The sequence below is a fragment of the Mycolicibacterium sp. SMGY-1XX genome (assembly GCF_059132455.1).
The window spans coordinates 1,750,679-1,777,001 of record NZ_CP101139.1 but is presented as its reverse complement, the minus strand read 5'-3'; the positions used below and the strand labels follow the sequence as shown (position 1 = coordinate 1,777,001).

The window sequence follows — 26,323 nt, the reverse complement described above, 5'->3', positions numbered from 1 at the left end:
ACATCCTCCCGGACGGCGGCTCACCTCCCCGGCCTCGTCCCTCACCCGCCTCGGCGCCCGCCGCCTAGACTCGCCCGCATGGTCTACGGCATGCCGCCACCACCACCGGCCCCGCGCAAACCACCGATTTCCGGTGTGGACATGGGCATTTCGATCACCGCCATGGTGCTGACCGTGGCGTTTGCGGCGTTTGCCGCGTTCATCGGGATATTCATGCTGGCATTCCTGGACACCTGCCCGCCGGCGACGTGCAGCGTCGAAGGCGCAATCGGCGCCGTCGGCGGGACCCTGCTGATCACCGCGGTCACCGGGGTCATCGGGATCACCGTGGCGATCATCCAACTCGTCCGGCGCAGCCTGGCCTGGCCGGTGGCGGTTGGCACATTGGTGCTGTGCATCCTGATCTGCGTGATCGGGATCAACGTCTTCGGGGCCGCCGTGGGCGCCGACGACGGGTGGCTGTTCGGGTAGCCGGCTGTCGGGCCTAGTTCCGCGACATATATGCGGTTGACCGCGCAACACGCCGCTGGGCTGTCGCCACGCACATATATGTGCCCAGCTGAGGGCCCCGCGCCGTCGTCCTCGGGCTACTCGACGGTGACAGACTTGGCCAGGTTGCGCGGCTTGTCCACGTCGTACCCGCGGGCCTGAGCCACTGCGGCGGCGAACACCTGCAGCGGAATGGTGGACAGCAGCGGCTGGAAAAGCGTTGACACCGCCGGGATCTCGATGAGGTGATCGGCATACGGCCGCACCGTCTCGTCACCTTCCTCGGCGATCACGATGGTCAGCGCACCGCGCGCCTGGATCTCGCGGATATTGCTCAGCAGCTTGGAATGCAGCATCGCGGCACCCTTGGGTGAGGGCATGACCACGATCACAGGCAGATCGTCCTCGATCAGCGCGATCGGGCCGTGCTTGAGCTCGCCGGCGGCGAAGCCTTCGGCGTGCATGTAGGCCAACTCTTTGAGCTTCAGCGCACCCTCGAGTGCCACCGGGTAACCGACGTGCCGGCCCAGGAACAACACCGTCGACGACGACGCGAACCTCTTGGCCACCTCGTTGACCGGGCCCATCCGGGTCAACACCTCCGACACCAGGTCCGGCATGGCCTCGAGCTCTTTGTATTCGCGCTCGACCTCATCGGGGTACTTGGTGCCGCGCGCCTGCGCCAACGCCAGGCCCACCAGGTAGTTCGCGGCCACCTGCGCCAGGAACGTCTTGGTGGAGGCCACGCCGATCTCCGGGCCGGCGCGGGTGTAGAGCACCGCATCACATTCGCGCGGGATCTGGCTGCCGTTGGTGTTGCAGATCGCCAGCACCTTGGCTTTCTGCTCCTTGGCGTGCCGCACCGCCTCCAGCGTGTCGGCGGTCTCGCCGGACTGGCTGATCGCGATCACCAGCGTGCTGCGGTCCAACACCGGGTCGCGGTAGCGGAACTCGCTGGCGAGCTCCACCTCGACCGGCAGCCGGGTCCAGTGCTCGATCGCGTATTTGGCCAGCAGCCCCGAGTGGTACGCGGTGCCGCAGGCGACGATGAACACCTTGTCGATCTCGCGCAGCTCCTGATCGGAGAGCCGCTGCTCGTCGAGAACGATGCGGTTGTCGACGAAATGCCCCAGCAGTGTGTCGGCGACGGCCGCGGGTTGCTCGGCGATCTCCTTGAGCATGAAGTACTCGTAGCCACCCTTTTCCGCGGCCGAGAGATCCCAGTCGATGTGGAAGACACGGGCGTGAGCAGCGTCGTCGTTTCCCGAGAAATCGGTGATCGTGTAACTGTCGGCGGTGATCACGACGGCCTGATCCTGGCCCAGCTCGACGGCTTCGCGGGTGTATTCGATGAACGCCGCGACATCGGAGCCGACGAACATCTCGCCCTCGCCGATGCCGACCACCAGCGGGGTGGAGCGCCGGGCCGCCACGATGGTGCCGGGTTCGTCGGCGTTGGCGAACACCAGGGTGAAATGACCCTCCAGTCGGGGCAGCACGGCGTAGACCGACCGCACGAAGTCACCGGCGGTGGGACCGTCGTGGTAGGCCTTGGCGACCAGGTGAACGGCGACTTCGGTATCGGTGTCGCTGGCGAACTCGACACCCGCGGTTTCCAGCTCTTTGCGCAGGATGGCGTAGTTCTCGATGATGCCGTTGTGAACGACGGCGATCTTGCCCGCCGCGTCGCGGTGCGGGTGTGCATTGCGATCGGTGGGCCGGCCGTGGGTGGCCCACCGGGTATGGCCCAGTCCCGTGGTGCCGGCCAGCGCCGCGGTGTCGGTTTCTTCCAACGCTCGTTGCAGGTTGGCCAGCCGGCCGGCACGCCGACGGACGGTCATCCCACCGTCACCGTCGAGCAGCGCCACCCCCGCGGAGTCATAACCGCGGTACTCCATCCGGCCCAGGGCGTCCACGACGACGCCGCGGGCGTGGCGCGTACCCACGTATCCGACGATTCCGCACATGAGGTACCAGGGTAGTCCAGCGGCCCGAGTCCACCTGTTTCAAATCGCCCGCTATAGGGTCTAGGCGTGGCCAGCACGAAGAAGCTCTTCGCCAAACTGCGTCGACGTGGACCCCATCGTGTTCTGCGCGGTGACCTGGCCTTCGCGGGGTTACCAGGGGTGGTGTACACACCGGAATCCGGGCTGAATCTGCCCGGTGTGGCATTCGCCCACGATTGGCTCACACCTGCGCTCAGCTATGTCGGGACACTCGAACATCTGGCGTCTTGGGGCATCGTTGCCGCCGCCCCCGACACCGAAAAGGGAATCGCCCCGTCGGTGCTCAACCTGGCGTTCGACCTGGGTACCACGCTGGACATCATCGCCGGTGTCCGGCTCGGGCCCGGGCAGATCAGCGTGCACCCGAACAAGCTGGGCGTCACCGGGCACGGTTTCGGCGGCTCGGCCGCTGTGTTCGCCGCAGCCGGCGCCCCGGCCCGGGTAAAGGCCGTCGCGGCCCTGTTCCCGTCCAGCACGTCACCCCGAGCCGAGGAACCCGCCGCCGGGCTGAAGGCCCCCGGCCTGGTGCTCAGCGCCCCTGGCGACCCGATGACGCTGCGTTCCAACGCCGTGGAGCTGTCCCGGGTGTGGGAGGCCGGCACGCTGCGAACCGTCAGCGGCGGGAAAGCGGGCGGTCTGGTGGAGGGACGGCGGCTGGCGCGCGCGGTCGGGCTCCCCGGCGCCGACCGGAGCACTCAGAAGATCGTGCGCGCACTGCTGACGGGCTTTCTGCTGTTCCATCTGACGGGAAACAAGGACTACGCCGAGTTCGGCGATCCCGAGGCGGTGTTGCCTAAGACCGAGTTGCCCGATCCGAACGAAGATCCGGTGGACTTGGAGAACAAGGTCATCGCACTGCTCAAGCCCTAGCGGGAATTGGCCAACCAACCGGTTGGGTGTATAACTCGTTCATGCGGACAGGCATCTTTCTGAGCTACGCCGGCGGCTTTCGTGAGGCCGCCGAACAAGTGGTCGAGTTCGAGAAGATCGGCGTCGAGATCGCGCTGGTCGCCGAGGCCTACTCCTACGACGCCATCAGCCAGCTCGGCTATCTGGCCGCCAAGACCTCGACCATCGAGCTCGGCACCGGTGTTGTTCCCATCTACACCCGCACCCCCACCCTGCTGGGCATGACGGCCGCCGGGCTGGATTACGTGTCCGACGGCCGGTTCCGACTGGGCCTCGGCACCTCCGGCCCGCAGGTGATGGAGGGCTTCCACGGTGTGCCGTTCGACGCACCGATGGGCCGCACCCGCGAGGTGGTGGAGATCTGCCGCCAGGTCTGGCGCCGAGAGAAGATCAACTACAACGGCAAGCACTACCAGATCCCGCTGCCCGAAGGCCAGGGCAGCGGCCTGGGTAAACCACTTCGGCTCATCAATCACCCTGTGCGCGAACGTATCCCGATCACGATTGCGGCGCTCGGACCCAAGAACGTGCAGCTGACAGCCGAGATCGCCGAGGGCTGGCAGCCGGTGTTCTTCTATCCCGAGAAGGCCGACGACGTGTGGGGCGATTCCCTGCGGGCCGGTTACGCCAAGCGCGATCCCTCGCTGGGACCGTTGGACATCATGGTCTCGGCCAGCCTGGCCATCGGGGACAACGTGGAAGATCGATTGGCCTGGGCGAAGCCACAATTGGGCCTTTACATCGGCGGTATGGGCGCCCGCGGCCAGAACTTCTACCACAAGCTGGCCACCCGCTACGGCTACGAAGCCGAGGCCGACCACATCCAGGACCTGTTCCTGGCAGGCCGTAAAGAAGAGGCCATCAACGCCGTGCCAGATGAGTTGGTGCGCAACGTGTCTCTGGTGGGGCCGCGGTCGTTCGTCAAGGAACGCCTGGCCGCCTACGCCGAGGCCGGGGTCACCACCATGCTGGTACACCCGCTGGCCTCCGACGAGCGCGAGGCCGTCGGCTTCGTCGAAGAACTCGTGTCGTTGACGTCCTAGAGTTCAAGCATTCGTGACCGAGTGTCACTACGGTGCGGGATTCTGGGCCGGAACCCGCCCTGTAGTGACACTCGCTTCACCGGGCGGCACCGAAATGCGACGGTCGGCACGCCGATGCAGCTCTAAGTGACCTTTCCTCACTCCCCCACCTGCGGCAGTTCGTCCGCGGCTATCTCACAGGGTGTCGCGGCCGGATCCGCCGGCGGGGCCGGCGGTACCGAAGCGGGCGGCTCAGCCACCTCGGTCTCGGGACAGTCGGGCGGCGGCGCATCGCCGGTGTCGGTATCGGTCGCAGCCTCCTCGACCACCGGCTCGCCGTCCGCCACGTCCTCGTCGGCCGCCGCCTCCTCCTCGCCTTCAGGATCTTCCTGTGCGTCTTCGTCGGGGGTCTCGTCCTCGAGCGCCTGATCCTCGAGCGCCTGGTCCTCGAGCGCCTGGTCCTCGAGCACTTGGTCGGGTTCGAGCTCCGGTGGATCAGCAAGGGAGGGGTCGGTGGGGGGCTCGCCCAGAGCCGGATTCGCGTCGAACAGACTTCCCAGAGTCTCGGCGAAACGCCCGGGAAGCCCGGCAGCAGCTCCGAGCGCATCCGGCAATCCCGACGCCATGCCGCCCACCGGCGGCATGGCGGCAGCCAACGGATCTGGTTGTGGTATCGCGGAGTTGGGCGCCGCGAGGGGTGGAGCCGGCTCGCCGGGCAGTGTCGGCGCCGGCGTTGCGGCCGCCGGCTCGGTGAACGACAACGGTGCCGGTGTTGCCGCCGCCGGCTGACCAAAGGCCATCGGTGTCGGTGCTGCCGCCGCCGGCACGGTCACCACAGCAGGTGACACTCCCGCCGCGCTCGGCGGCGTCACCGGAACGGGCCGGGGACCGAGGTCGCCCGGGATGTCGAAGCGGGCACCGGTGCGCGAGGCCACCGCGTCCACCGCCTCGCGATAGACCGATCCCAGGGCATCCAGGGACGCACGCATGGCGGGAACCCACTCACCGGCGATCACCGTGTCCACATACGGCGTGATCTCGCTGTCGACAACGTGATTGGCCTCCTCGGCTGTGGCACCTCCCGCCACCACCGCCCGTGCCGCCGTCAACCACCCTGCCCGTTGCGATGACGTGCGGTCATCGATCGACACCGTGGTGTCCACCTTGTCGCCGACGATTCGCCACAGTTCGTCACGCAGCCGCTCGGCGGCGGCCACCGCCGTCTCGGCCGCCGCCGTGACCCTGGCCGCACTGTCCGCATGTCGGCGCAGGAAATCCATTGCCGCACTGGCGCCTTCACCATCCCAGGCCCCGTCCATCGCGGCGATCTGCGTGCGCACACATTCGAGGGCCGCACTTGCTTGCTGCGCCACCGATCTCAGCACCCCACAATCGGCGTCGAGCAACCGCAGGTCGAGCCCGTCCTCGGTGCGAAACCAGTTCTGCACCTGTGCGCTGTGCTGGGTCAGATCGGGATGGTGATAGCCGCGCAGCGCACACGCGCGCACGTATGTCTGCGTGTTGTCCACTGCGGCAGCACCTTCGGCCAATCTTCCGGCGACATCAAACGACGCGGACATGGGTCAGGACATCCCGTCGGCGGCCGCCTGATCGGCGTCGCGGTACCGGCGGGCACCCACCCGCAGCGTGATGCCGATCTCGGCCGCGGCACGCCCCCACGCCGTGAGGTCGGTCAGCACCGCCTCGACGGCCCGGCGCCACTGGTCTCCATGTCCGGCGTGCGCACGTCCTGCCGACGCGCCGTCGAACCCGAGACGGCCGCGCGCAGCCCGCTCGGTCAGGACGACGGCGTCGTCGAATCGGTGTGCAATGGTGTCGAGCGCGGCGACGTCGACCCTGGCGGTCTGTGTATTCCCCATGCCTCACTTAGTCGTGAGGCCCGGCGAAACGGTTCCCGCCGGCGGCGGATCAGTTCTGCTCGCTCACCGATTCGGCAACCCGCACCGCCAGCTGGCGTGCGGTGTCCTCATCGGCGGCCTCGACCATCACCCGCACCAGTTGCTCGGTTCCCGACGGTCGCAGGAGGATCCGGCCGGTGTCACCGAGCTCGGCCTCGGCCTCGGCGACCGCGTTCTGCACACCCGGCGCGGCGGCCACGGTGGTCTTGTCGGTGACCTCGACGTTGATCAACACCTGGGGCAGCGTCTGCATCGGTGCGGCGAGCTCGGCCAGCGGCTTCTGCGTCTGCGCCATTCGCGACATCAGCCGCAGCCCCGTGACGATGCCGTCGCCGGTGGTGCCATAGGCGGGTAAGACGATGTGTCCGGACTGCTCACCGCCGAGGGTGTACTCACCGGCCCGCAGCTCCTCCAGCACATACCGGTCACCCACCCCGGTGGTGCGCACCACGATGCCGGCATCGCGCATGGCCATGTGCAGACCCTGGTTGCTCATCACGGTGGCCACCAGGGTGTTCGACGCCAGTTCGTCGGCCTCCTGCATGGCCAACGCCAGTACCACCATGATCGCGTCACCGTCGATGATCTGGCCGTCGGCATCGACGGCCAGACAGCGGTCGGCATCGCCGTCGTGCGCCAGGCCCAGGTCGGCGCCGTGCACGCGCACCGCTTCCCGGAGGGCGTCCATGTGGGTGGAACCGCAGTCGGCGTTGATGTTGAGCCCGTTGGGTTCGGCGTTGAGCGCGATGACCGTGGCGCCGGCGGCGCGGTAGGCACGGGGCGCGGCGGTGAACGCCGCACCGTGGGCGCAGTCGACGACGACGGTGATGCCGTCCAGCGGTGCCGAGACCGCCTTGCTGACGTGGCGTAGGTACCGGTCGAGGGCGTCTTCGGCGTCGAGGACACGTCCGATACCGGCCCCGACCGGACGCTCCCCCGGGCCCGAGGACACCAGTTCGGCGATCCGGTCCTCGGCGGCGTCGTCGAGTTTGTGGCCACCGGGGCCGAAGATCTTGATGCCGTTGTCGGGCATCGGGTTGTGCGAGGCCGAGATCATCACGCCGAAATCGGCGTCGTAGGCATTGGTCAGGTACGCCACCGCCGGGGTCGGCAGCACGCCCACCCGCAGCGCGTCGACACCCTCACTGGCCAGGCCGGCGATCACCGCGGCCTCCAGCATCTCACCGCTGGCCCTGGGATCACGCCCCACCACGGCCACCTGCCGTCTCGCCGGACCGGACCGCCCGAGTCGCCGCGCCGCGGCGGAACCGAGCGCGACGGCGAGTTCGGCGGTCAGGTCACGGTTGGCGACTCCGCGCACCCCGTCGGTACCGAAAAGTCGAGCCATGGACCCCAACATCTCACATTCGGGGGTCCGGGAGCCAACTGCCGCACCGGACCGAGGGGCGGTGAATCAACCGATCACGATCAGTTGTAGCCGGGGTTGTTCGGTTCCGGCTTGTCGGCGCCTTCCGGAACGTCGGGCGGTTCACCTGCACCGGCGCCGGATGTGTCACCCTCGATCCCCTCCGGCGGCGCAGGTGGGGCCGGCTCTTCGGGGGCTCCGGTGCCGGCCTCGGTGCCAGGCACCACCGGCGACGTCTCCATGGCCGGCGGTCCGTTCTGGACCAGCACCACATCGCCCTCGGCGCTTGTGCAGGCCGTTTGGCTGGCCCCGGTGGCGTCGACCTGCGCGACAACGGCGCTGACGACGGCATCCGGAAGTGCGCAGCTACCGGCGACCGATTGCGTGGCCTGGGCGACGGGCACGCTGTCGAGCAGCACCGTGCCCCCGACGACCACGTTGACCAGGCCATCCGGACCCGGCGGCGGCGGTGGCGGTGGTTCGGCCTGCGCCAACCCGAGCCCGGCGGTGACAACCAGCGAACCGCCGATGACGGTGCCGACTGCAGCCCGTGCGAGATGTGATCGGAAATTCCGGGAATCCATCAGTTACCCCTTCCGCCATGCAACGTTGCGGTCCGGTGATACCCGGCGGGCGTCCGCATCGGCGTAAGGAGTAGCGGGCGTCCGCCCTTACCTCAGAGCAGTTGACGCCTTCGCAGAATCTCAAACCCGCGAGCCGCGGAAGTGGGTGTCAGTTCTCGCTGGACATGTTGTCGGGTTCGGTCGGCAGGCTTCCGGTGATCGGCGCGGGGCCGTCGGGTTCGCTGCCGCCACCGGATCCGAAGGACGCCGATGTGCCCGGGACAACTGGCGACTTCTCCATCGCGGGCGGGAGGTTCTGGACCAGCACCACATCACCACCCGACCGGCCCGAGCACGCCGTCTGGCTGCCGCCCGCCGCGTCCACCGCAGCGACCATCGCGTCGACGGCCGGGGCCGACAGCGCACACATGCTCGTGACGGCCTGCACCGCCTGCGAGTCGGGGACACTGTCGAGGACCGTCGCCCCACCCACCACGACATTCACCATCCCGTCAGACCCGGGCGGCGGTGGCGGCACCGGCAGAGCCTGCGCTGTGCCCATTCCTGCCGTCGCCATCAGCGTCCCGCCGAACACGGCGGCCACTGCGGCGGTCTTCATTCTGTTGCCGATGCTCATCGGTGACACCTTCCACTCGAGTGGCGGTCCGGTAGGCCTCACCGAGTTCGGCGCAGCCGGCGGCAGTCCCCCGGCTGCCGACGTCGCGATGACGTCCGCTCCTCAATTCTGTTGACTCCGCAGGCAATCGGAAACCCGTGGACCGCGATCCACAGATGGTTCACAACCAAAACACCGCTCACACCCAGGGGCGCGAGCGGTGTTCGGAGTGACCGGCTATCAGATCGGATCCCAAGTGGCGCCGATGCTTTCATCGGCCGCGGGCGAACCGGGCTCTTCCTCTTCCTCGGGCGGCGGCTCGGCTGCACCGGCACCCGTACTGTCACCCTCGGCGCTCTCCGCGGAGCCGGGCGGAACAGGTGCAGCCGGTTCGGCCGACGGGTCCACGGCCGTCTCGGCCGGGCCACCCGGCACCGTCGGCGACGGCGCCTCGGCGCTGATGTTCTGTGCGACAACAACGTCGCCGGCAGGCAGACCGGCACACGCGACCTGGCTACCGCCCAGAGCGTCGACCTGTTGGGCCAACCCCAGGGCGTTCGGTGCCGCGGGCCCACACAATTGCGCGATCGCACTTGCGGCCTCGGCGGTGGCCACGCTGTCGACGACGGTGGTGGCGCCCTGGGTGACAGTCACCAGATCGTCGGGGGTCGGAGGCGGAGGCGGCGCCGGCTCCGCCCCTGCCACTCCCAGACCGGCGGAGAAAAGCAGTGCGCCACCGAAAACTGTTCCTACAGCGGCGTTCTTGAAGTTCTTGCTGACAGCACTCATCAGAGATCCCTTCCGATTTCGCGACGTAGCGATCCGTTGACGCGCAAGGCATTTCGCTCGCGCCCGGGAGGCAGAGCTTTACACTGCCCGGCGCCGGTGTGACGCCCGCTTGGTGATCTTGTTGACGCCTCGCCGGATTCTCAAACCCCCCGAAATCAATCGCCGCCCGCATCACAGGATGCGGGCGGCAAGAGACACCGAGATCATTCCTCTTCGTCGGTGGTCAGCCCTTCATCCTCGCCGACCTGCTGATCTCCCCCGATGCCGAAGTCGGGGTCGGCGGTGGGGTTGGGCGCCTGGGCGGGTGCGCCACCTTCGGCGGAGCCGGGGGGCACGTCGGCCGCCGGTTCCTGAGCGGGGCCTTGCCCAGGGAAGACCGGCGATGGGGCCGCGCCGCCGTTCTGCACGATCAGCACATCACCGGCGGGGAGTCCGGCGCACGCCACCTGGCTGCCACCTTCGATGTCGACCTGCTGAGCCAGGCTCAGCGCATTCGGGGCGTTCGCCCCGCACAGATCCGCCACCACTCCGACGGCTTGATCGATGGCTACGCCATCCGCTACTGCGGTGTCGCCCTGGGTGACGGTCACCAGACCGTCGGGTGCGGGCGCCGGCGGCGCCGGAGAGGGCTCGGCACCCGCGACGCCGAGTCCTGCGGTGAACAGCAGCGATCCACCGAACACGGTACCTACGGCGGCTGTCTTGAAGTTCTTCCTGATGCTGATCATCAGTCACCTCTTCTTGCTTGCGATCTCGCCACAGCCGTGATGTGCAGCTATGGCGATTCGAGTGCCGGCGTTGGGTTCACGCCAACCGGACGAGGTCGGTGTTACCCCGCTCGAAGCGCTCAAACCCGGACACAGTCACCGCCCGCACCCTGGGTGGGTACGGGCGGTGAACCGGCGTCAGTTATCCGGCGTCTTCTTCGCCTTCAGCGGCCGGCGGCTCAGCCGCGCCCGCGCCGCTGGTGTCGCCCTCGGCGCTCTCGGCGGAGCCGGTCGGAGCCTCGGCGGCGCCGCCTTCGGCGCTACCCGCGCTACCCTCGGCCGAGCCTTCGCCCGCGCTGTCGGATTCGGTCTCCGGGAACACCGGTGACGGCGTTTCAGCGCTCACGTTCTGCGTCAGCACCAGGTCACCTCCAGGCAGCCCCGCGCAGACCGTCTGGTTGACGCCCTGGGTGTCCACCTGCTGGGCCAGCACGTTGACATCGGTGGCAGCAGTGCCGCAGATCGCGGCGCTGGCGTTACTGGCGACGTCGGCCGGCACGCTGTCGAGGATGGTGGTGCCACCCACGGTGACGTTGACGAGGCCGTCGGGCACCGGAGCCGGTACCGGCTCGGCGCCTGCAATGCCCATGCCCGCGGTGAACAGCAGCGAGCCCCCGAACAAGGTGCCCACGGCGGCAGTCTTGAAGTTCTTGCTGATTACCTTCATCAGGTACCCCTTCCGAATCGCGAAGCCACGGTCCGGACGCACGAGCGACGTGCTCGGTTCCGGAGGCAGAATCTCTGCCGACGTGACTCAGACGCCCGCGCTTCCGGATCTGAGGCTGTCTCATCCCGGGGCGGAAACTCAACCACCGATCACACAGTGGCCGCGATGGGTGCGGCGCGCTAAGTAACTGTCTTTGGCGACATCGCAGGGCAGCCAGGTGCGGCGATTTCCTGAGATTGTGGTGTGTGACAGGTCACACTTGGGTGTTACTCCCCCGAAACGACGATCGCCGAGCACGTTGACACGTGCTCGGCGACCATCTCGAACTCTTTGGATCAGCGCTTCGAGTACTGAGGCGCCTTACGGGCCTTCTTGAGGCCGTACTTCTTACGCTCGATCGCACGCGGATCGCGGGTCAGGAAGCCGGCCTTCTTCAGCGCCGGACGATCCTCGGGGGTGACCAGGATCAGCGCTCGGGCGATGGCCAGACGCAGCGCGCCGGCCTGGCCGGACGGGCCGCCACCATCGAGGTGAGCGAAGATGTCGAAGCTCTCCAGGCGATCGACGGTCACCAGCGGAGCCTTGATCAGCTGCTGGTGCACCTTGTTCGGGAAGTACGCCTCGAGGGTGCGGCCATCGAGATCGAACTTGCCGGTGCCCGGAACCAGGCGCACCCGGACGACGGCTTCCTTACGGCGGCCGACGGTCTGGATGGGACGGTCGATGTAGATGGGCTCGCGCGCCACTGCGTCATCGTCGTACGACGCGGCGACCTCTTCCGTCACGAACGCTTCATCGGCAACGACGTCGGCGCTGAAGTCTTCTGTGGTGTCGGTGGTTTCGGTCACTGGCTCACCTGCTTGATTTCGAACGGAATCGGCTGCTGAGCGGCGTGCGGATGATCCGGGCCGGCGTAAACGCGCAGCTTCTTCTGGATCTGGCGGCTCAGCTTGTTGTGCGGGAGCATCCCGACGATGGCCCGCTCGACCACGCGGTCGGCGTGCTTGGCCATCTCATCGCCCAGCGAGCGTGCGCGCAGACCGCCCGGGAAACCCGAGTGGCGGTAGGCGAACTTCGTCTGGAGCTTGTCACCGCTGACGGCGATCTTGTCGGCGTTGATGACGATCACGAAATCGCCACCATCGACATTGGGGGTGAATGTCGGCTTGTGCTTGCCGCGGAGCAGCTTGGCTGCTTCGACGGCGAGCCGGCCGAGCACCACATCCGTGGCATCGATGACGTACCACGAACTGGTGGTGTCACCTGCCTTCGGCGTGTACGTAGGCACAGCGCTTACCTTCTCTTCTCGGGCCCTCACGGGCTTGTGGATCCCGGAAACCGGGCGTCGGCCAGGCGAAGCGGTGAACACTTCCGGCGACCGACACTGACCCGGAAGCGACGCGTTCCCGGAGAGTCCGGGCGTACCGCACGCCGACGGAGCAGCTTACCTGTGCGTGTCGGTGCAGGTCAAAACGCCGATCGGGCGGGCGCTCCCGGGGAGGAGAGCACCCGCCCGATCTTGGGCGAGGACGGTGGAAAGGGGATCCGCACTCGCCGATGGGCTTCCTTGATCAGAAGAAGCCCAGAGCGTTGTCGCTGTAGCTCACCAGCAGGTTCTTGGTCTGCTGGTAGTGATCGAGCATCATCTTGTGGTTCTCGCGGCCGATACCGGACTGCTTGTACCCACCGAACGCGGCGTGCGCGGGGTACTGGTGGTAGCAGTTGGTCCACACCCGGCCGGCTTTGATGTCACGGCCGGCCCGGTAGGCGGTGTTGCCGTTGCGGGACCACACGCCGGCGCCCAAGCCGTAGAGGGTGTCGTTGGCGATGGAGATCGCCTCGTCGTAGTCCTTGAACGACGTCACCGCGACCACCGGACCGAAGATCTCTTCCTGGAAGATCCGCATCTTGTTGTGGCCGGTGAAGATGGTCGGCGCCACGTAGTAACCGCCGTTGAGGTCACCGCCGAGCTGGGCACGCTCACCTCCGGTGACCACCTGGGCGCCTTCGCTCTTGCCGATCTCGATGTAGGACAGGATCTTCTCGAGCTGATCGTTGGAGGCCTGGGCGCCGATCATGGTCTCGGTGTCCAGCGGGTCGCCCTGGCGCACTGCCTTGGTGCGAATCGCAGCCAGAGCCAGGAACTCGTCGTAGATATCGGCCTGGATCAGCGAGCGCGACGGGCAGGTGCACACCTCGCCCTGGTTGAGGGCGAACATCGTGAAGCCCTCGAGCGCCTTGTCCTGGTAGTTGTCGGCGGCGGCCAGCACATCGCTGAAGAAGATGTTCGGGCTCTTGCCGCCGAGTTCCAGGGTGACCGGGATCAGGTTCTGCGAGGCGTACTGCATGATCAGCCGGCCCGTGGTGGTCTCGCCGGTGAAGGCGATCTTGGCGATCCGGTTGCTGGAGGCCAGCGGCTTGCCGGCCTCGACACCGAAGCCGTTCACCACGTTGAGCACACCGGCGGGCAGCAGGTCGCCGATCAACGACACCAGGTACAGGATCGAGGCCGGGGTCTGCTCGGCGGGCTTGAGCACCACGGCATTTCCGGCGGCCAGTGCCGGAGCCAGCTTCCACACCGCCATCAGGATCGGGAAGTTCCACGGGATGATCTGGCCGACGACGCCGAGCGGCTCGTGGAAGTGGTAGGCCACCGTGTCGTCGTCGATCTCCGATAGCGAACCTTCCTGGGCGCGGATCGCGCCGGCGAAGTACCGGAAGTGGTCGACGGCCAGCGGGATGTCGGCGGCCAGGGTCTCCCGGATCGGCTTGCCGTTGTCCCATGATTCGGCGACGGCGATGGAGTCGAGGTTCTCTTCGATGCGGTCGGCGATCTTGTTGAGGATCAGCGCACGCTCGGCGGCCGAGGTCTTACCCCAGGCGGGGGCGGCGGCGTGAGCGGCGTCGAGGGCCTTCTCGATATCGGATTCGTCGGAGCGGGCCACCTCGCAGAACACCTCGCCGGTGACGGGGGTGGGGTTCTGGAAGTAACGGCCCGCGTTCGGCGGCACCCATTCGCCGCCGATGTAGTTGTCATAGCGTGCGTCGAAGGACATCAGCGCGCCGTCGGCACCTGGCCGGGCGTAGGTGGTCATCGATTCATCTCCTACCGTCTGCTGCTCCTCCAGCTGAAATCAGCTGTCAGTGAGTCACGAATGTGTCGTGCGTCACCACGGTAAGAGTTGAACCGTTGCACCACAGTTGCATCGTCGCGAACCCGGCCAGAATCGCTGTGATCAGGCGGGTTCGGCGAGTTCCTGGGCCTCGGTCAGCGGGATCAGCGAGGCGGGGTCGCACAGTTGCAGCACCCGGTGCACCGCCGGACTGGGGAGCACCGCCCAAGAAGCCCCGCACCGCATGACCAACGCGTTGACCGCGTGCAGGGCCGTGCATCCGTCGACGGCCAGAAAGTCCAGCTCGGACAGGTCGACGGTGATGTCGCGCCCCTGGCCAGCATCGGCGATCAGAGCACATACCTGGTCGGCGAAGGCCTTGGCGTTCTTCGCGTCGACCTCACCCACCGCGGCGATGACGAGTTCCGAGGTCACCGCGTGGTCGAGGCGGGTGACTACCAGGGGTGTCGAGCGCGTGGCCCGGCGTGACCGCAGGGCGCAGTCATCCTGCACACCTTGGAGGTACGTGACCGTCACCGTGATTCCACCACTCGATAAGTGCTGCTCAGGCCGATTTGGCCGGTGGGTTACCCCAATTTCGAATTCATCAAACCTGATCGCGAGAATTCGGGCACTTCACCACGCGGGTCAGCTGAGTTCGTAGTCGATGCCGGCCAGGTGCCCGCCTGCTTGAGCGCGGCGCAGCGGATCGATCACCGCGCTGTCGCGCAGCACCCGCCACCCGTCGCGGTCATCGCGGCCCTCCGGCGATTCCAGCCACCGCCGCAGCAGGTCCGTCCTCCCACGTGCCGCCTCGGCCAGCACCGCTCCCCGCAGCGACGCGGACAGCTGGGTACGCAGCCGGGCGATGGCCGGTGACGCCGACTGCGGTAGCAGCGGCCCCTGGTATCGGGCCAGCGCCGACTCCACGTCACCGGCGTCGAGCGCATCGAAGATCTCGCCGATGTCGGAGGTGACCGGCACCAGCAGCTTGTAGGGACGTGAGGTGAGGTGCTCGGGCCCGATCACCTTTCGCAGCCGCGACATCTCGGCACGGACGGTGACGACGTCGAGGTCCTTGTCGTCGAGCAGTACCGCGAGGTGGTCGGCGGACAGCCCTTCCGGGTGGCGGCTGAGCAGCACCAGGATGTCGGCGTGGCGTCCGGTGAGTCCGGTGGCCCGCAGATGGCCGAGGTCATCGGTGGTGACCCAGCGTGGCCGCTCGGCCCCGAGCACCACCAGATGCGGTTTGCGCGCCGCTGGTTCGGGGGTGGTGTTGCCGGTGAGCCGCAACAGCGCCAGGTGGCTCTCGACGGCCACCACCGTCGCCCGCACCAGGGCCAGCGTCTGTGGGGAGGCCACCTCGGCACCGCCGGTCAGGTCGATCGCACCCAGCAGCGCGCCGGTGCTGGGGTCGTGGACCGGTGCCGCGGTGCAACTCCAGGGCTGGACGACGCGGGAGAAATGTTCGCCACCGCGGATCTGCAGTTCCCGGTCCAGTGCCAGCGCGGTGCCCGGGGCGTTGGTGCCGGCTCCCCGTTCGCTCCAGTCGGCGCCGGGCAGGAAATTCATGGCCTCGGCTTTACGCCGCATCACCGGGTCGCCTTCCACCCACAGCAGCGTGCCGTCGGCGGCGCTGACCGCCACCACCACGCCCGAGTCGACGGCGTCATCGACGAGCAGGCGCCGGATCACCGGCAGCGCGGGTGCCAAGGGGTGGGTCTCGCGCAGGCGGGCCACCGTGAGCGCCACCGACGACTGCCGGGCACCGCCGAGGTCGGGGTCGACGCCGCCGGCCAGGCTGCGCCGCCAACTCTCGGCCACCACCGGCCGCACCTGGTTGGCGTCGAGGTAGGTGGCGTCGACCTCACCGGTGACGAATCTTTCGTGCACAGCAAGAAGCGTCCGGGCTGCTACCCGGTCGCGCGAATCCTGTGTCATGTCCACCGGCGATCACCGTTCCCTTGGCGAGTGCCACGTCCTCGGACTCGCCGTGTGCCGCCACCCTATCCGTTCGGCGAGCCACTGCGCAGCCACTTGTTCCCGGGCGGTTGCTGTGCGGCCCCGCAGGGCTCTCCATTCCCCGCAGGGCCGCACAGGTTCGTGGTGTCACCGCCAGGCGTTGGCCGCCGCCCGGTCGGTGTCAGCGACGTGTCCGGCGCCCTGGGCGACGGCGTTGCCGAGCCGCATCAGGATGTCGTTGAGCGCTGCGGCGGACTGACGCCAGGCGGTCTGCTGCACGAGGTAGGCCTGCGCCGCTTCCCGGGTCCAGACCTGCTGTAGCGGGGCGATCCGCGCGGTCAGGTCGTCGAGGGCGGCATTGAGCCGCGTCGCGGTGGTCTGGATCTCCTGCCGCACGGCGAGGTCGATCTCGTTGAAGTCGTAGCTGATCTGGTCCATGGGTGTTCTCCTCGGTGGGTCAGGGACGGAGCTCGGAGGCCACGGCGGCGATCTGTTGCGCGTGCTGGTGGCCGGCTTCGTTCAACGTCTGCTCGTTGTGCCGGATTGTCGCGGCGATGTTGTCCAATGCGTGGCACAGCTTGACGGTTTCGGCATTCCAGCGCTGCACCACGTCTTGGAAGCGGGTGGCCGCCATCCCACCCCACACCGAGGGCGGGACCGCCGACAGTCTGCCGATGCAGCCCTGCAGCAGTGTCCGTATCTCCGCGCAGCGGGCGTCGGTGGTGTCGGCAGCGGCGCGCATCAGCGCGAAATCTGTGGTCAGCGAGGCGTTGGTCATCGGCGGTCTCCTTCAGCGTGTCGGTGCTGTTTCTCTGTTCGTCTGTCCCGGAGTCGATTTGGTTCCCTCATCGAAGTCTTTGGGCGGTGCGTATCGCGTCGTCGCAGGCGGCCGCCACCGCGATGCTGCGGCCGGTTGCGTTCTGACAGCCGATGCTGATGCGCACATCACCGTCGACGAGCACCGTCCACAGGATGTCGCGCCCGGGCCGGATCTCGCGGTAGGTGACCGCCGCCCGGCCGGCACGGTGATCGGCGGGGTTGAAGTCGACGAAGGTGCCCTGGGGTTCGGCGTCGACCGCACGCCGTAGTGCGGTCGCGGTGGCGGCCAGGTCCGGATCCACCAGCCGGGACTGGGTGATGTGCACCATCGCGTCGCTGTCTTCCGGCGAGATGACCTGCACACGCGCCGATCCCGGGCCGGAGGTGATCCTGCGAACGATCCAGTGGGCGGGGATCTGCAGGGTGACGCTGCCTTCGACCAGCGCGGCGACCGGCGTGGGGGCCGCGCGTTCGCGACGCTCCCCGGGTGCGACGATGACGCCGGCCGCCAGGATGACGGCGGCGAGCGCGACGGTGAACAACACCGCCGGCCAACGGATCCGTCGCAATTCCCTGGCCTCGACGGGCCCGGGCTGGGGCGTCGAGCGCACGAGTGTGGTTGCTGCCCAGAACAATTGCCGGTCATCCGAGCTCCGGACCTGGACCGAGTGGCATGCCAGCGCCGCTTCGACCGCCGCGGCGACCTCGAAGGCGCCGGCGACCTGTGCCGGGGTGTCGATGACGGCGGGCCCCTCCCGCCCAGCCCCGAGAACGGTTTCGGCGACGCGACGCGCCACCGCATCGGGCGCGCAGATCCGCTGGTGCACGGCGACGGGCAGGCCGTCGCGCAGCACCAGGACGGCGTGCGGCGCGATCTCCACGACAACGGCGCGGGGATGCCGGTGCCCTAGCACCACGGAACGCGACATCAGTTCCGCGTCGGCATCCAGGCCCGCCACCGCGGCGCGCACCGTCTCGATCCGCGGCGCGGTCCACCACGAGGGGTGGATCAGCACCGCGCGGTCAGCGCCGGCGAGCAGCGGTGCCAGGCTGTCCAGCCACACCCGTTGCAGTGGGGCGGGTTCATCGCCGACGAGCACACAGCGCCCGTCCCCGCCATCGAGGGCCGCCTGCACCAGGGCCACCCCGGCGGGGTGCGCCTCGGGTGGGTCGCCGGGCAGCCGGGCGATGGTAGCGGGCCCGACCGCGCAGATCGCCGCGGTCACGCCGGCTCCACCCACGCCAGCTGCAGCAAGTGCCGTCCGGACCGGGTGGTCATCACGGCGCGGCCGGGCCGCAATGGCTGCGGGCGCCGCGCGTCGTCGCCGTGCCCCATCTGCACGGTGACCGCGGCGAGGTCACGCATCGCGGCCGGCACCGGCTCATACAGTGACCGGGCCGTCTCGCGCTGCGCCACCACGAGGCGCAAGCCGATGTCGGAGGCGTGCGGGAGCAGCTCGAGGACAGGTGAGAGCGGATTGCCCGCGGCACCGGCGATGAGGTCATGGTCGTCGACGATCAGGTACACCTCGGGGCCGGTCCACCACGACCGCGCCCGAAGCTGCGCTGCGGTGACATCCGCTCCGGGGATGCGGCCGCGGAGCAGGGCCGCCAGCGTCGCGACCACGTCGGTGCACTGCGCGGCGGTGGCCGCGTATCCCGCCACCCGGTCCGGGTGGTGTTCGGCGAGCAGTGTGCGCCGGGGATCGATCAGGTACACCTGCGCTGCCGATGGCGCGGTAGTGCGGCAGATCTCGCGGTAGAGCAGGCGCAGTACCGCGGTCTTGCCGCACCCGGGATCGCCGGACACCAGGAGCAGCGGATGCTCCGCGAAATCGATTGTCACCAAGGAGCATTCGTCGCCGCCCACCCCCAATACGGGTAGCGGGGGTTTCGGCATCTGGTGATAGTCGAGCTGGTCGGGCAACAGCCGCACCTGGGGTGCTCGCGGCCCGTGGTGTCGAGCCGCCAGCGTGGCGGCGGCCGCGTTGACCTGCTCGGTGAGCCCTGCACTGCTGGACACGCCGTCGAGCCGGGGTAACGCCACCAGCATGGGCGCCCCGTCCGGCGCCAGACCACTACCGGGCCGGTTCGCCGGCACGGCGCGGGCGCGGGCGCGGTCGATCTCCGAGTCCACCGGATCGCCCAACCGCAGCTCGAGGCGAGTGCCGATCTGGTCTTTCAGCGCCGGCCGGATATCTGCCCACCGGGACGCCGACAGCACCACATGCACGCCGAAGGACAACCCGTCGGCGGCGATCGCGGTGATGGCGGAGTCGAGCCCGTCGAACTCCTGTCGCACGGTGGGCCAGCCGTCGACGACCAGGAACACGTCGCCATACGGATCCTCTGACCCGGCCGGCCGTTGCCGTCGGTAGTCGGCCACGGAACCGATGCCGCGAGCACCGAACAGGGCCTCGCGGCGTCGCACCACGGCCGCGACATGCGCCACCGTGCGGTGCACCAGATCGGGCTGCTGCCGCCCTGCCAGCGCGCCGATGTGCGGCAGCGTCGCCAGCGCGGCCAGGCCGCCGCCGCCGAAGTCCAGGCAGTACAGCTGCACATCTGCCGGACTGTGGCGCGCGGCCAGCGCCAGCACCAACGTCCGCAGCGCGGTGGACTTCCCCGATTGTGGCGCCCCGACCACCGCGACGTTTCCGGCCGCCCCGGACAGATCGAGAACCACCGGTGCATAGCGCTGCTCGAATGCCCGGTCGGACATTCCGATCGGGATCACCAGAGGCGCAACTGGTTCCGCCGTCAGGCTGTCCAGGGTCGGTGATCGCGTCAGCGGCGGCAACCACACCCGGTGCGCCGTCGGCCCGGAACCGGCCACCCCGTCGAGGACCACCTCCAGGACCCGCCGGTCGGTGGCACGGACCGCCGCAACCGGCCGCACCACACCGACCTGCGCGCAGCTGAACACCGCCGGCGCCTGCGGCGACTCCACCACCGGTGCCCTGCTCGCGGGCGCCGGCCCAGAGACATGGGCGGCCTGGAAGCGGACCGGATCGGCGGCACCGACCTTGAAGTAGGCCGCGCCCGGGGCGGTGGGCAGATGGTGGGCGTCGGGAACACCGATCGCGATCCGGGACTCATTGGGCGACAGTGTTTTCAGGCAGATACGGTAGGAAAGATGCGAGTCCAGACCACGCAGTCGACCTTCGTCGAGGCGCTGGCTGGCCAACAGCAGGTGGACGCCCAGCGATCTACCCAGCCGTCCGATCGCCACGAACTGCTCGATGAACTCCGGGTGCGAGCTGAGCAGCTCGGAGAACTCGTCGATGATCAGGAACAGCGCCGGCAGCGCCGGAAGATCGGGACGGGACCTTCGCTCCTGCGCGTAGGCCGTCACGCCGGCCAGGTTGCCCGCCGACCGCAGGAGCTGTTGGCGACGCTGGATCTCGCCTCCGAGAGCGTCCTGCATACGGTCGACCAGATGCGCCTCCTCCGCGAGGTTGGTGATGACCGCACTCACGTGCGGGGCGCGCTCCAGGTCCAGGAATGTGGCCCCACCCTTGAAGTCGACGAGGACGAGGTTCAGTTCCTCGGGTGAGTGCCGGGCGATCATGCCGAGTGCGACCGTACGCAACAGTTCTGATTTACCCGATCCCGTTGCCCCCAGGCATAATCCGTGTGGCCCCGCACCGCCGAGTGCCGCCTCGTTGATGTCCAGATACAGCGGTTCGCCCTCTTCGGTGGTGCCGATCGGGCAGCGCAGCCGCGAGCCGGACCCGTCGAGCAAGCCCAGCCAGTCCGGGCGCTCGCGGGGCTGCGGTGCGCCGCAGTGCGCCGCGAGGCGACGGGCACACGTCGCGGCCGACAGCAGGGACAACGCATCGGGTTGCACCACGGGCAGGTCCGGACTCGGCGAGGCGCCGGTGATGCAGATGGCCGCCACCTGCGGGCCACCCGGATAGTTCCCGGCTTCCACACCGTCGATGACGAGCACCGTGATCCGGTCCTCCGGCGTGGCAGCAAGCGCGGCGCTGACTGTCCGGAACGTCAGCCGCCGCGGACCGGCAGCATCGGCCATCAACGGATCCCGATGATGCGGAAGCCATTTCAGCCAATCCCACTGGTGCCGCTGTCCACCGCCGGTCACCGCGACGATCGCCACCTCGGCCGGGCTGTGGAAAACGGCGAGCTGGCACAGCATCGCGCGCGCCAACGCACGGGCAGCTGCCTCGTCGCCGCCGAGTCGCAGCAGCGGCGTCTGCCGCAAGTCCACGGTCTCCGGGACGTCCTCCAGGACGGTGTGCGCAGTGAGCAGTCGCTGTAGCGCCGCGGTTGTCACCGGATCGACCTCACCACTGTCGTCCTGCTGTGGCGCGACCGGCCGGGTGGTCGCCGCCACCTGCCCTCGGCCCACCCTGATCCGGCAGAACGACACGTGGCCGGGGTCGCGCTCCCACTGCCGCGGTGTCCCCGCCAGCTGCCACAACTCGTCGGGCTCGGGGTGCTCGACTTCCGCCGAATTCCGTTGTGCGGCCGCGGCGTCCCCGAGTTGTGCACCGATGTCATGAAGGTAGGCCAGGTAGCGGCGGCGGGCGGCGTTCATCTCGGCCGTGCCCTGCCTGCCGGCACCCTGGGCGAGACTGCCCAAAGCCGACACCACCAGCACCGCGGGGAACATCAAGAACATGGGACTGCTCACCAGCGGCGAGCCGGCCGCGTAGACCGCGGCCACCATGGCCGCCGTGATCACCAGGGTGAGGATCGGGATGAGCCGGCTCAGCATGGCGGTGGGCGCCGCGGTGGGCACCGCGGGCGGTGCCGCCACCGGGATCTCCACGTGCATTGGCCCTCCCCGCCGATAGCAGCTGCGATGTGAGTGCGGACGCTAAGCAGCCGCGCGCCGCTTGGCAATTCACCTGTGCACAACGGTGTACGGCCGGCACGCGGGCGTGCTTACAGTCCCGGGCGTGACTCGCGTTGTGGTGTACACCGGCGGTGACGGCATTGATCTGACCCTCCCCGGCGACGTCCCGGTGGCGGTGCTGCTGCCGGTGTTGCATGACCTGCTGAGCGAGGTGGGGCTGCGTCCCGGCCGCGGGGGCGCGCTGGCGCCCATCGGGCATGGACCGCTGGATTCATCGAAGACACTGCAGCAGAACGGTGTTCGCGATGGATCGGTGTTGGTGCTGCGGTCGGCCGGGGTGGCGCATCGTGCGCCGGCGGTGATCGACCCGGCGGTGGCCGTCGCGGCTGCGGCCGGGCAGTCCCACCCGGCGGGCCCGCTGGTGGTTCGCCGGGCCGGAGCGGTGGTCGCGACGGTGATGGCCGCCCTGACCGGCGTTCTGGTGGTACCGGGCGGACCGGGTCTACCCGATGTGTTGCTGGCGTCGGCCGCGGCGGCGGTCACCGCTGTGGTCTCGGTGCGGGTGGTCGGCGATCCTGCAGGTGCCGGGTCCGCAACGGCGTGGGTGGCGGCGTTGTGTTCGGTGGTGGCCCTGGTGGGAACACTCGGCGGGCTGAGCGTGGCCACCAGTGGTGTGGCACTGGTGGTGGTCTCGCTGGCGGTGCTCACCTGTGCGGCCCGGTTGGTGGTCCGGGTGTCCGCGGGCGCGGAACCCGCTGTCCTGCATCGCCGGCTGGCGGCCCTGACGGCGGGGGCGGCGGCGGGTGCTGCCCTGGGCGTGGTCGCCGTCGCCTGCGCACAGCCGGGGTGGGCCGCGTGTGTGTTGGGCGCCGTGGTGGCGGCTGTCCTGGCGCTTCGTATCCGGGCCCATCGTCAGGCGCTGTCGGCATTCGCATTGGGTGGTGGTGGAATGGTCTGCGCCGCAGCTGCTTTACTGCGACTGGGGGTTCAGGTTCCCCTGGTGTCCTGCCTGGTCGCCGTGGTGCTCGGCGTCGCGGGCCTCCTGCTTGCGGTGTCTTCTGGTCGAATCCCGGTGTCGCCGGTGACCGACCGGGTGCTCAACGGACTCGAACTCGGGTTGCTGGCCGCGGTGACACCGTGGGGATGCTGGACCGTGGGCGCGTTCGGCGGGCTGCTGCCGTGAGGGCGGCGGCCAGCCTCGCTGTCGTCACCCTCGCACTGTCGGCCGCGGTGCCTGCCGCCCACGCCGTGAGTCCGCCCGTGGTGGACGCTGGCCTGTTACCCGCGGCCGCAGCACCGGCACCGCCGCGACCCAGTGTGCAGCGGGAGCCGTGTGCAACTGTGCCGGTGGCGGCCAAACCCCGTTCCGCGCCTGGGTTCTTCGATGTCACGGCGGTCCATCAGTTGTCCCGCGGCCAGGGTCAGCGGGTCGCTGTCATCGACACCGGTGTGGCACGGCATCGGCGGCTCGCCGAAGTCCACGCCGGAGGTGATTACGTGTCGACAGGTGACGGGACCCAGGACTGCGACGGCCACGGCACGCTGGTTGCCGGAATCATCGCCGCCACAGCCGATCTCGACGACCCGATGGGATTCTCAGGCATCGCTCCGGCCGCCGCCATCCTGGCGATCCGCCAGTCCAGCGCCATGTTCACCGCCGCCGACTCCTCTGATACCGGCTCCGGCGATGTGAACACCATGGCCATGGCGGTACGGACGGCTGCCGACCTGGGCGCCACCGTCATCAACATCTCCACCGTCGCCTGCGCCGCCGGCCCGCTGGACGACCGCGCCCTCGGCGCCGCGCTGGCCTATGCCGTGGATGTCAAAGACGCCGTGGTGGTGGCCGCCGCGGGGAACATCGGCGGTGCGGGCAGGTGCCCCAGACCGCCGGAGGACAGCGAATCCGACTGGGAGACAACCACGGTGATCACCAGCCCCGGCTGGTATGACGATTACGTACTGACCGTCGGATCGGTCGGTCCGACGGGTGCGCCGTCCGATTTCAGCCTGCCCGGTCCGTGGGTGGACATCGCCGCACCCGGCGAGCAGGTGGTGTCGTTACATCCGAGTGGCAGCGGCGTGGTCGATGCACTCCCGGCGTTCGGCCGCACCATGCCGATATCGGGGACCAGTTACGCCGCGCCGGTGGTCAGTGGTGTCGCCGCCCTGGTGCGGTCCCGCTTCCCGGAGCTGACGGCACGGCAGGTCATGCAACGTCTCGAGTCGACGGCACGCCCTGTGTCGACGGGCTGGACCCCGGAGACCGGCCACGGGGTGGTGGACCCGGCTGCTGCACTGAGCGCCGAAACGCCGCCCGCTCCGGTACCGCTGCCGGCACCCCGGAGTATCGCCGCACCGACACCGCCTCCGCCCGCGTCGTCGAACGGCAGGGCGGCGGCCACCGCGGTGGCCGGGACCGGGCTCTGTGTGGTGCTGCTGATCGGAACCGCTGTGCTGGGCAGGCTACCGCGACCGGGTGGAGATGGTGTCGTGGGCGGTGAGGGCGGCTGACCGGCTCAGCGCCGGGCCCTGCGGCAGCGCCTCGAGGACGGCGCGCGGGACCGCGGTGGGCGCGGGCAGGGCCAGCACCCGCGCGGTGTCGGCGTCCGCGACGGGAAACCGGGTGCCGAACTCGGTGACCAGCCAGCCTGCGCCCGAACCTGTTCCCTCGGTCAGGTGTACCTGCCGGCCGGCCGGCAGGTACACAGCATCGGTTCGGGGTCCGGCGCCGTCGGCCTGCGCCAACTCGACCGGCATCTGCGTCGCCTCCAATGGAGTCGGCCCGGACAGCACATCGACGCTACCGTCGCGCCATGATGCGCAGACCCCGTGCTCGTCACCACTGACCGCGCCGATCCGGTCGGGGAAGCCGGCCACCGGCAGCACGCCCAGTTCCGGAATCGCGGCCAGCGAGGCCGGGGCAATGGAGGTGACCGAGGAGGCTCGCCCGGCTGCCCGCAGGACGTCCGCGGCCACCTGCCCGATTCGTTGGATCCCGCCGGCCAGCACCACATAGAACTGCGCCTCGCTCGCCCCGCGCACCTGCACCACGTCACCGATCATGAATCCGGGCAGGGCTGCCGGCCCCGGCGCGCCGAGGGCCGGTATCTGCGGGGTACGGATCGGCGCCACTTCCGGCACCAGTTCCAGTAGTGCCCGCGACACGAGGGCGGGGCGGATACCCTCGGCGCCAAGCGCTCTGACGACACCGGGGTCGGTGAGGTCCACCCGGGCCCGCCGGCCGTCGTACACCAGGTAGACCGTGCCCGACGGGCCGGCCACCAGAACCCCGTGGTCCGGCGCGAGCGGCCTCGCGGTGGAGCCCAGAGCCCCCGCGATCAGCGTCGTCGCATTGTGGTCACACACCGTCCACCCCGAGTCGGTCAGCGGTTCGCCGATCTCGGACGGGGCGCCCGGAATGCCCAGCAGCACACCGCGGGCGACGCCTTCGAGGGCCGCCGCAGTGACCTGCTCGGGCACATCGGGGGTCCCGGTGATCAGCCGCGCGGAGGTCAGGTTGAGAACCGGGTGCACGACGTCGTCGACACGCACGTAGAGCGCACCGCTGCCGCGCACCACGACCATGCCGGCGTCACCCCAGGTGGGCGCCGGCCGCAGCCCGGCCATGACCGTGCACAGGGCCACCGCCACCGCCGCCGCGCCCGCGCCTGCCACAAGCGAAAGCCATTGCGAGCGAGGCGAATTGTCGTCGGTGTGGATGTCTGCGGCCAGCAGCGCGCGTTCCATCCGGTGCACCAGGAAGCGCTGCGCGCTGAGCTGCAGCCGTTTGGACGGTCGTGCCATTGCGCCACGCTATGGCGGCCACGCTCGCCCGGGTGTGCGTCCATCCACAGACCGGCGGTCAGTCCTCCTTGGCCCGACGCTCCCGGTAGGCGGCCACGTGCTGCCGGTTACCGCAGTTGCCGGTATCGCAGAACATGCGGGAGCGGTTGCGCGACAGGTCGATCAGCACCGCTTCGCAGTCCGGGGCGGCGCAGGTCTTGAGGCGGCGCAACTCCCCCGCGCGGATCAGGTCGGCCAGCGACATCGCCATCTCGGCGCCCATCCGCTGCGCCAGCGGGTCGTGAATGGAAGCCAGATGGAGATGCCACTCGGGCATCTCGGGATGGCGGGTCAGCCACGGCGCGGCCCTGGTATCCGACAGCAGCGCGTTGACCTGACCGACGGTGCGTTCCTCGTCCTCGGCGACGGCCCAGATCTTGCCCAACCGCACCCGCAACCGGTGTACGTCGTCGAGTTCGGCGTCGTCGTGGTCACGGCGTCCCGTCCATCCCCAGTCGGTCAGGTACCGGTCGAGCGCAGGCTGGTCTCCCAGCTGTTCACCGTCCACCCGATCGGTGTTGACCAATACACAGGCCGCACGCAATGTGAGCTCAGTGTCATGACTGAAAATCATTTGACTCCTGACCTCTCACGCCCGTAGCGTCACTACCAAAGTTCATTTTACTCATTACATCCTCGGGGAGGTGG

Annotated in this window: 25 protein-coding genes; 5 read left to right on the top strand and 20 right to left on the bottom strand. The window is 69.0% G+C overall.

Features of this window, described 5'->3' with window-relative positions:
* The first annotated feature begins 78 nt into the window (after positions 1-78).
* Positions 79-471, top strand: a complete 393-nt coding sequence (locus NL241_RS08765; RefSeq protein ID WP_487690968.1) for a hypothetical protein — start codon at positions 79-81, stop codon at positions 469-471.
* Positions 472-587: 116 nt separating this feature from the next.
* Here NL241_RS08765 and glmS read toward each other — a convergent pair whose 3' ends face one another.
* Entirely contained in the window at positions 588-2,456 is a 1,869-nt protein-coding gene (gene glmS, locus NL241_RS08760; RefSeq protein WP_487690966.1) for a glutamine--fructose-6-phosphate transaminase (isomerizing), read from the bottom strand.
* Between the two features lie 66 nt (positions 2,457-2,522).
* Between glmS and NL241_RS08755 the strand changes: the two genes are divergently transcribed.
* Both NL241_RS08755 and NL241_RS08750 read left to right on the top strand, forming a co-directional pair.
* Positions 2,523-3,365 (top strand): dienelactone hydrolase family protein, encoded by an 843-nt coding sequence (locus NL241_RS08755; protein WP_494397312.1) that lies wholly within the window; start codon positions 2,523-2,525, stop codon positions 3,363-3,365.
* A gap of 41 nt (positions 3,366-3,406) precedes the next feature.
* A complete protein-coding gene (locus NL241_RS08750) occupies positions 3,407-4,447 on the top strand; it encodes an LLM class F420-dependent oxidoreductase (RefSeq protein ID WP_494397311.1) in 1,041 nt (346 codons plus the stop codon).
* A 137-nt stretch (positions 4,448-4,584) separates the two neighbouring features.
* On the opposite strand, the gene NL241_RS08745 is transcribed toward NL241_RS08750, so the two are convergent.
* The 17 genes from NL241_RS08745 to eccCb form a co-directional block, all read right to left on the bottom strand.
* Positions 4,585-5,955, bottom strand: a complete 1,371-nt coding sequence (locus tag NL241_RS08745) for a hypothetical protein (RefSeq protein ID WP_494397310.1) — start codon at positions 5,953-5,955, stop codon at positions 4,585-4,587.
* A gap of 54 nt (positions 5,956-6,009) precedes the next feature.
* Entirely contained in the window at positions 6,010-6,306 is a 297-nt protein-coding gene (locus tag NL241_RS08740; protein ID WP_494397309.1) for an ESX-1 secretion-associated protein, read from the bottom strand.
* 49 nt (positions 6,307-6,355) lie between these two features.
* Entirely contained in the window at positions 6,356-7,693 is a 1,338-nt protein-coding gene (glmM, locus tag NL241_RS08735) for a phosphoglucosamine mutase (protein WP_494397308.1), read from the bottom strand.
* An 80-nt stretch (positions 7,694-7,773) separates the two neighbouring features.
* Entirely contained in the window at positions 7,774-8,295 is a 522-nt protein-coding gene (locus NL241_RS08730; RefSeq protein WP_487690954.1) for a hypothetical protein, read from the bottom strand.
* 148 nt (positions 8,296-8,443) lie between these two features.
* On the bottom strand, positions 8,444-8,911 hold the full coding sequence (locus tag NL241_RS08725; protein ID WP_487690952.1) for a hypothetical protein: 468 nt from the start codon (positions 8,909-8,911) through the stop codon (positions 8,444-8,446).
* Positions 8,912-9,130: 219 nt separating this feature from the next.
* Entirely contained in the window at positions 9,131-9,679 is a 549-nt protein-coding gene (locus NL241_RS08720; RefSeq protein WP_487690951.1) for a hypothetical protein, read from the bottom strand.
* Between the two features lie 203 nt (positions 9,680-9,882).
* Positions 9,883-10,407, bottom strand: a complete 525-nt coding sequence (locus tag NL241_RS08715) for a hypothetical protein (protein WP_494397307.1) — start codon at positions 10,405-10,407, stop codon at positions 9,883-9,885.
* A gap of 181 nt (positions 10,408-10,588) precedes the next feature.
* On the bottom strand, positions 10,589-11,113 hold the full coding sequence (locus tag NL241_RS08710; protein ID WP_494397306.1) for a hypothetical protein: 525 nt from the start codon (positions 11,111-11,113) through the stop codon (positions 10,589-10,591).
* A 335-nt stretch (positions 11,114-11,448) separates the two neighbouring features.
* Positions 11,449-11,961, bottom strand: a complete 513-nt coding sequence (rpsI, locus tag NL241_RS08705) for a 30S ribosomal protein S9 (protein ID WP_494397305.1) — start codon at positions 11,959-11,961, stop codon at positions 11,449-11,451.
* A complete protein-coding gene (rplM, locus tag NL241_RS08700; protein WP_487690945.1) occupies positions 11,958-12,401 on the bottom strand; it encodes a 50S ribosomal protein L13 in 444 nt (147 codons plus the stop codon). The genes rpsI and rplM overlap by 4 nt, the downstream gene beginning before the upstream one ends.
* 283 nt (positions 12,402-12,684) lie before the next feature.
* Positions 12,685-14,208: an aldehyde dehydrogenase gene (gene adh / locus NL241_RS08695; RefSeq protein WP_487690943.1), complete on the bottom strand. Its 1,524-nt coding sequence runs from the start codon at positions 14,206-14,208 to the stop codon at positions 12,685-12,687.
* 141 nt (positions 14,209-14,349) lie between these two features.
* Entirely contained in the window at positions 14,350-14,763 is a 414-nt protein-coding gene (locus NL241_RS08690) for an STAS domain-containing protein (protein ID WP_494397304.1), read from the bottom strand.
* Between the two features lie 111 nt (positions 14,764-14,874).
* Complete coding sequence (locus NL241_RS08685) at positions 14,875-16,167, bottom strand: helix-turn-helix domain-containing protein (RefSeq protein WP_494397303.1); 1,293 nt, start codon at positions 16,165-16,167, stop codon at positions 14,875-14,877.
* A 168-nt stretch (positions 16,168-16,335) separates the two neighbouring features.
* Positions 16,336-16,626 carry a WXG100 family type VII secretion target gene (locus tag NL241_RS08680; protein ID WP_487690937.1) on the bottom strand — a complete coding sequence of 97 codons (291 nt, stop codon included), beginning with the start codon at positions 16,624-16,626 and terminating at the stop codon, positions 16,336-16,338.
* 19 nt (positions 16,627-16,645) lie between these two features.
* Positions 16,646-16,966: a WXG100 family type VII secretion target gene (locus NL241_RS08675; protein ID WP_487690935.1), complete on the bottom strand. Its 321-nt coding sequence runs from the start codon at positions 16,964-16,966 to the stop codon at positions 16,646-16,648.
* A gap of 67 nt (positions 16,967-17,033) precedes the next feature.
* The gene (locus NL241_RS08670) at positions 17,034-18,233 is read right to left on the bottom strand and encodes a type VII secretion-associated protein (protein ID WP_494397302.1); all 1,200 of its coding nucleotides are present in this window, start codon (positions 18,231-18,233) and stop codon (positions 17,034-17,036) included.
* Positions 18,230-21,808: a type VII secretion protein EccCb gene (gene eccCb, locus NL241_RS08665; RefSeq protein ID WP_494397301.1), complete on the bottom strand. Its 3,579-nt coding sequence runs from the start codon at positions 21,806-21,808 to the stop codon at positions 18,230-18,232. The genes NL241_RS08670 and eccCb overlap by 4 nt, the downstream gene beginning before the upstream one ends.
* Positions 21,809-21,932: 124 nt before the next feature.
* Here eccCb and NL241_RS08660 point away from each other — a divergent pair, with 124 nt between their 5' ends.
* The gene (locus tag NL241_RS08660; protein ID WP_494397300.1) at positions 21,933-23,012 is read left to right on the top strand and encodes an EsaB/YukD family protein; all 1,080 of its coding nucleotides are present in this window, start codon (positions 21,933-21,935) and stop codon (positions 23,010-23,012) included.
* Positions 22,973-24,343: a type VII secretion-associated serine protease mycosin gene (mycP, locus tag NL241_RS08655; RefSeq protein WP_494398269.1), complete on the top strand. Its 1,371-nt coding sequence runs from the start codon at positions 22,973-22,975 to the stop codon at positions 24,341-24,343. Before NL241_RS08660 ends, mycP begins: the two co-directional genes overlap by 40 nt.
* Here the strand turns inward: mycP and eccB are convergent.
* Entirely contained in the window at positions 24,296-25,636 is a 1,341-nt protein-coding gene (gene eccB, locus NL241_RS08650; RefSeq protein ID WP_494397299.1) for a type VII secretion protein EccB, read from the bottom strand. The genes mycP and eccB overlap by 48 nt on opposite strands.
* Positions 25,637-25,694: 58 nt before the next feature.
* Positions 25,695-26,249 (bottom strand): CGNR zinc finger domain-containing protein, encoded by a 555-nt coding sequence (locus NL241_RS08645; RefSeq protein ID WP_487690927.1) that lies wholly within the window; start codon positions 26,247-26,249, stop codon positions 25,695-25,697.
* Between the last annotated feature and the right edge of the window lie 74 nt (positions 26,250-26,323).

Bases quoted from the DNA above. Each gene is read 5' to 3' on its own strand.
- glmM (WP_494397308.1), bottom strand. From the start codon at position 7,693: ATGGCTCGACTTTTCGGTACCGACGGGGTGCGCGGAGTCGCCAACCGT.
- adh (WP_487690943.1), bottom strand. From the start codon at position 14,208: ATGACCACCTACGCCCGGCCAGGTGCCGACGGCGCGCTGATGTCCTTC.
- NL241_RS08765 (WP_487690968.1), top strand. From the start codon at position 79: ATGGTCTACGGCATGCCGCCACCACCACCGGCCCCGCGCAAACCACCG.
- glmS (WP_487690966.1), bottom strand. From the start codon at position 2,456: ATGTGCGGAATCGTCGGATACGTGGGTACGCGCCACGCCCGCGGCGTC.
- NL241_RS08680 (WP_487690937.1), bottom strand. From the start codon at position 16,626: ATGGACCAGATCAGCTACGACTTCAACGAGATCGACCTCGCCGTGCGG.
- NL241_RS08730 (WP_487690954.1), bottom strand. From the start codon at position 8,295: ATGGATTCCCGGAATTTCCGATCACATCTCGCACGGGCTGCAGTCGGC.
- NL241_RS08720 (WP_487690951.1), bottom strand. From the start codon at position 9,679: ATGAGTGCTGTCAGCAAGAACTTCAAGAACGCCGCTGTAGGAACAGTT.
- mycP (WP_494398269.1), top strand. From the start codon at position 22,973: ATGCTGGACCGTGGGCGCGTTCGGCGGGCTGCTGCCGTGAGGGCGGCG.
- NL241_RS08740 (WP_494397309.1), bottom strand. From the start codon at position 6,306: ATGGGGAATACACAGACCGCCAGGGTCGACGTCGCCGCGCTCGACACC.
- NL241_RS08675 (WP_487690935.1), bottom strand. From the start codon at position 16,966: ATGACCAACGCCTCGCTGACCACAGATTTCGCGCTGATGCGCGCCGCT.
- NL241_RS08710 (WP_494397306.1), bottom strand. From the start codon at position 11,113: ATGAAGGTAATCAGCAAGAACTTCAAGACTGCCGCCGTGGGCACCTTG.
- NL241_RS08750 (WP_494397311.1), top strand. From the start codon at position 3,407: ATGCGGACAGGCATCTTTCTGAGCTACGCCGGCGGCTTTCGTGAGGCC.
- NL241_RS08715 (WP_494397307.1), bottom strand. From the start codon at position 10,407: ATGATCAGCATCAGGAAGAACTTCAAGACAGCCGCCGTAGGTACCGTG.
- NL241_RS08645 (WP_487690927.1), bottom strand. From the start codon at position 26,249: ATGATTTTCAGTCATGACACTGAGCTCACATTGCGTGCGGCCTGTGTA.
- eccCb (WP_494397301.1), bottom strand. From the start codon at position 21,808: ATGCACGTGGAGATCCCGGTGGCGGCACCGCCCGCGGTGCCCACCGCG.
- NL241_RS08725 (WP_487690952.1), bottom strand. From the start codon at position 8,911: ATGAGCATCGGCAACAGAATGAAGACCGCCGCAGTGGCCGCCGTGTTC.
- eccB (WP_494397299.1), bottom strand. From the start codon at position 25,636: ATGGCACGACCGTCCAAACGGCTGCAGCTCAGCGCGCAGCGCTTCCTG.
- NL241_RS08685 (WP_494397303.1), bottom strand. From the start codon at position 16,167: ATGACACAGGATTCGCGCGACCGGGTAGCAGCCCGGACGCTTCTTGCT.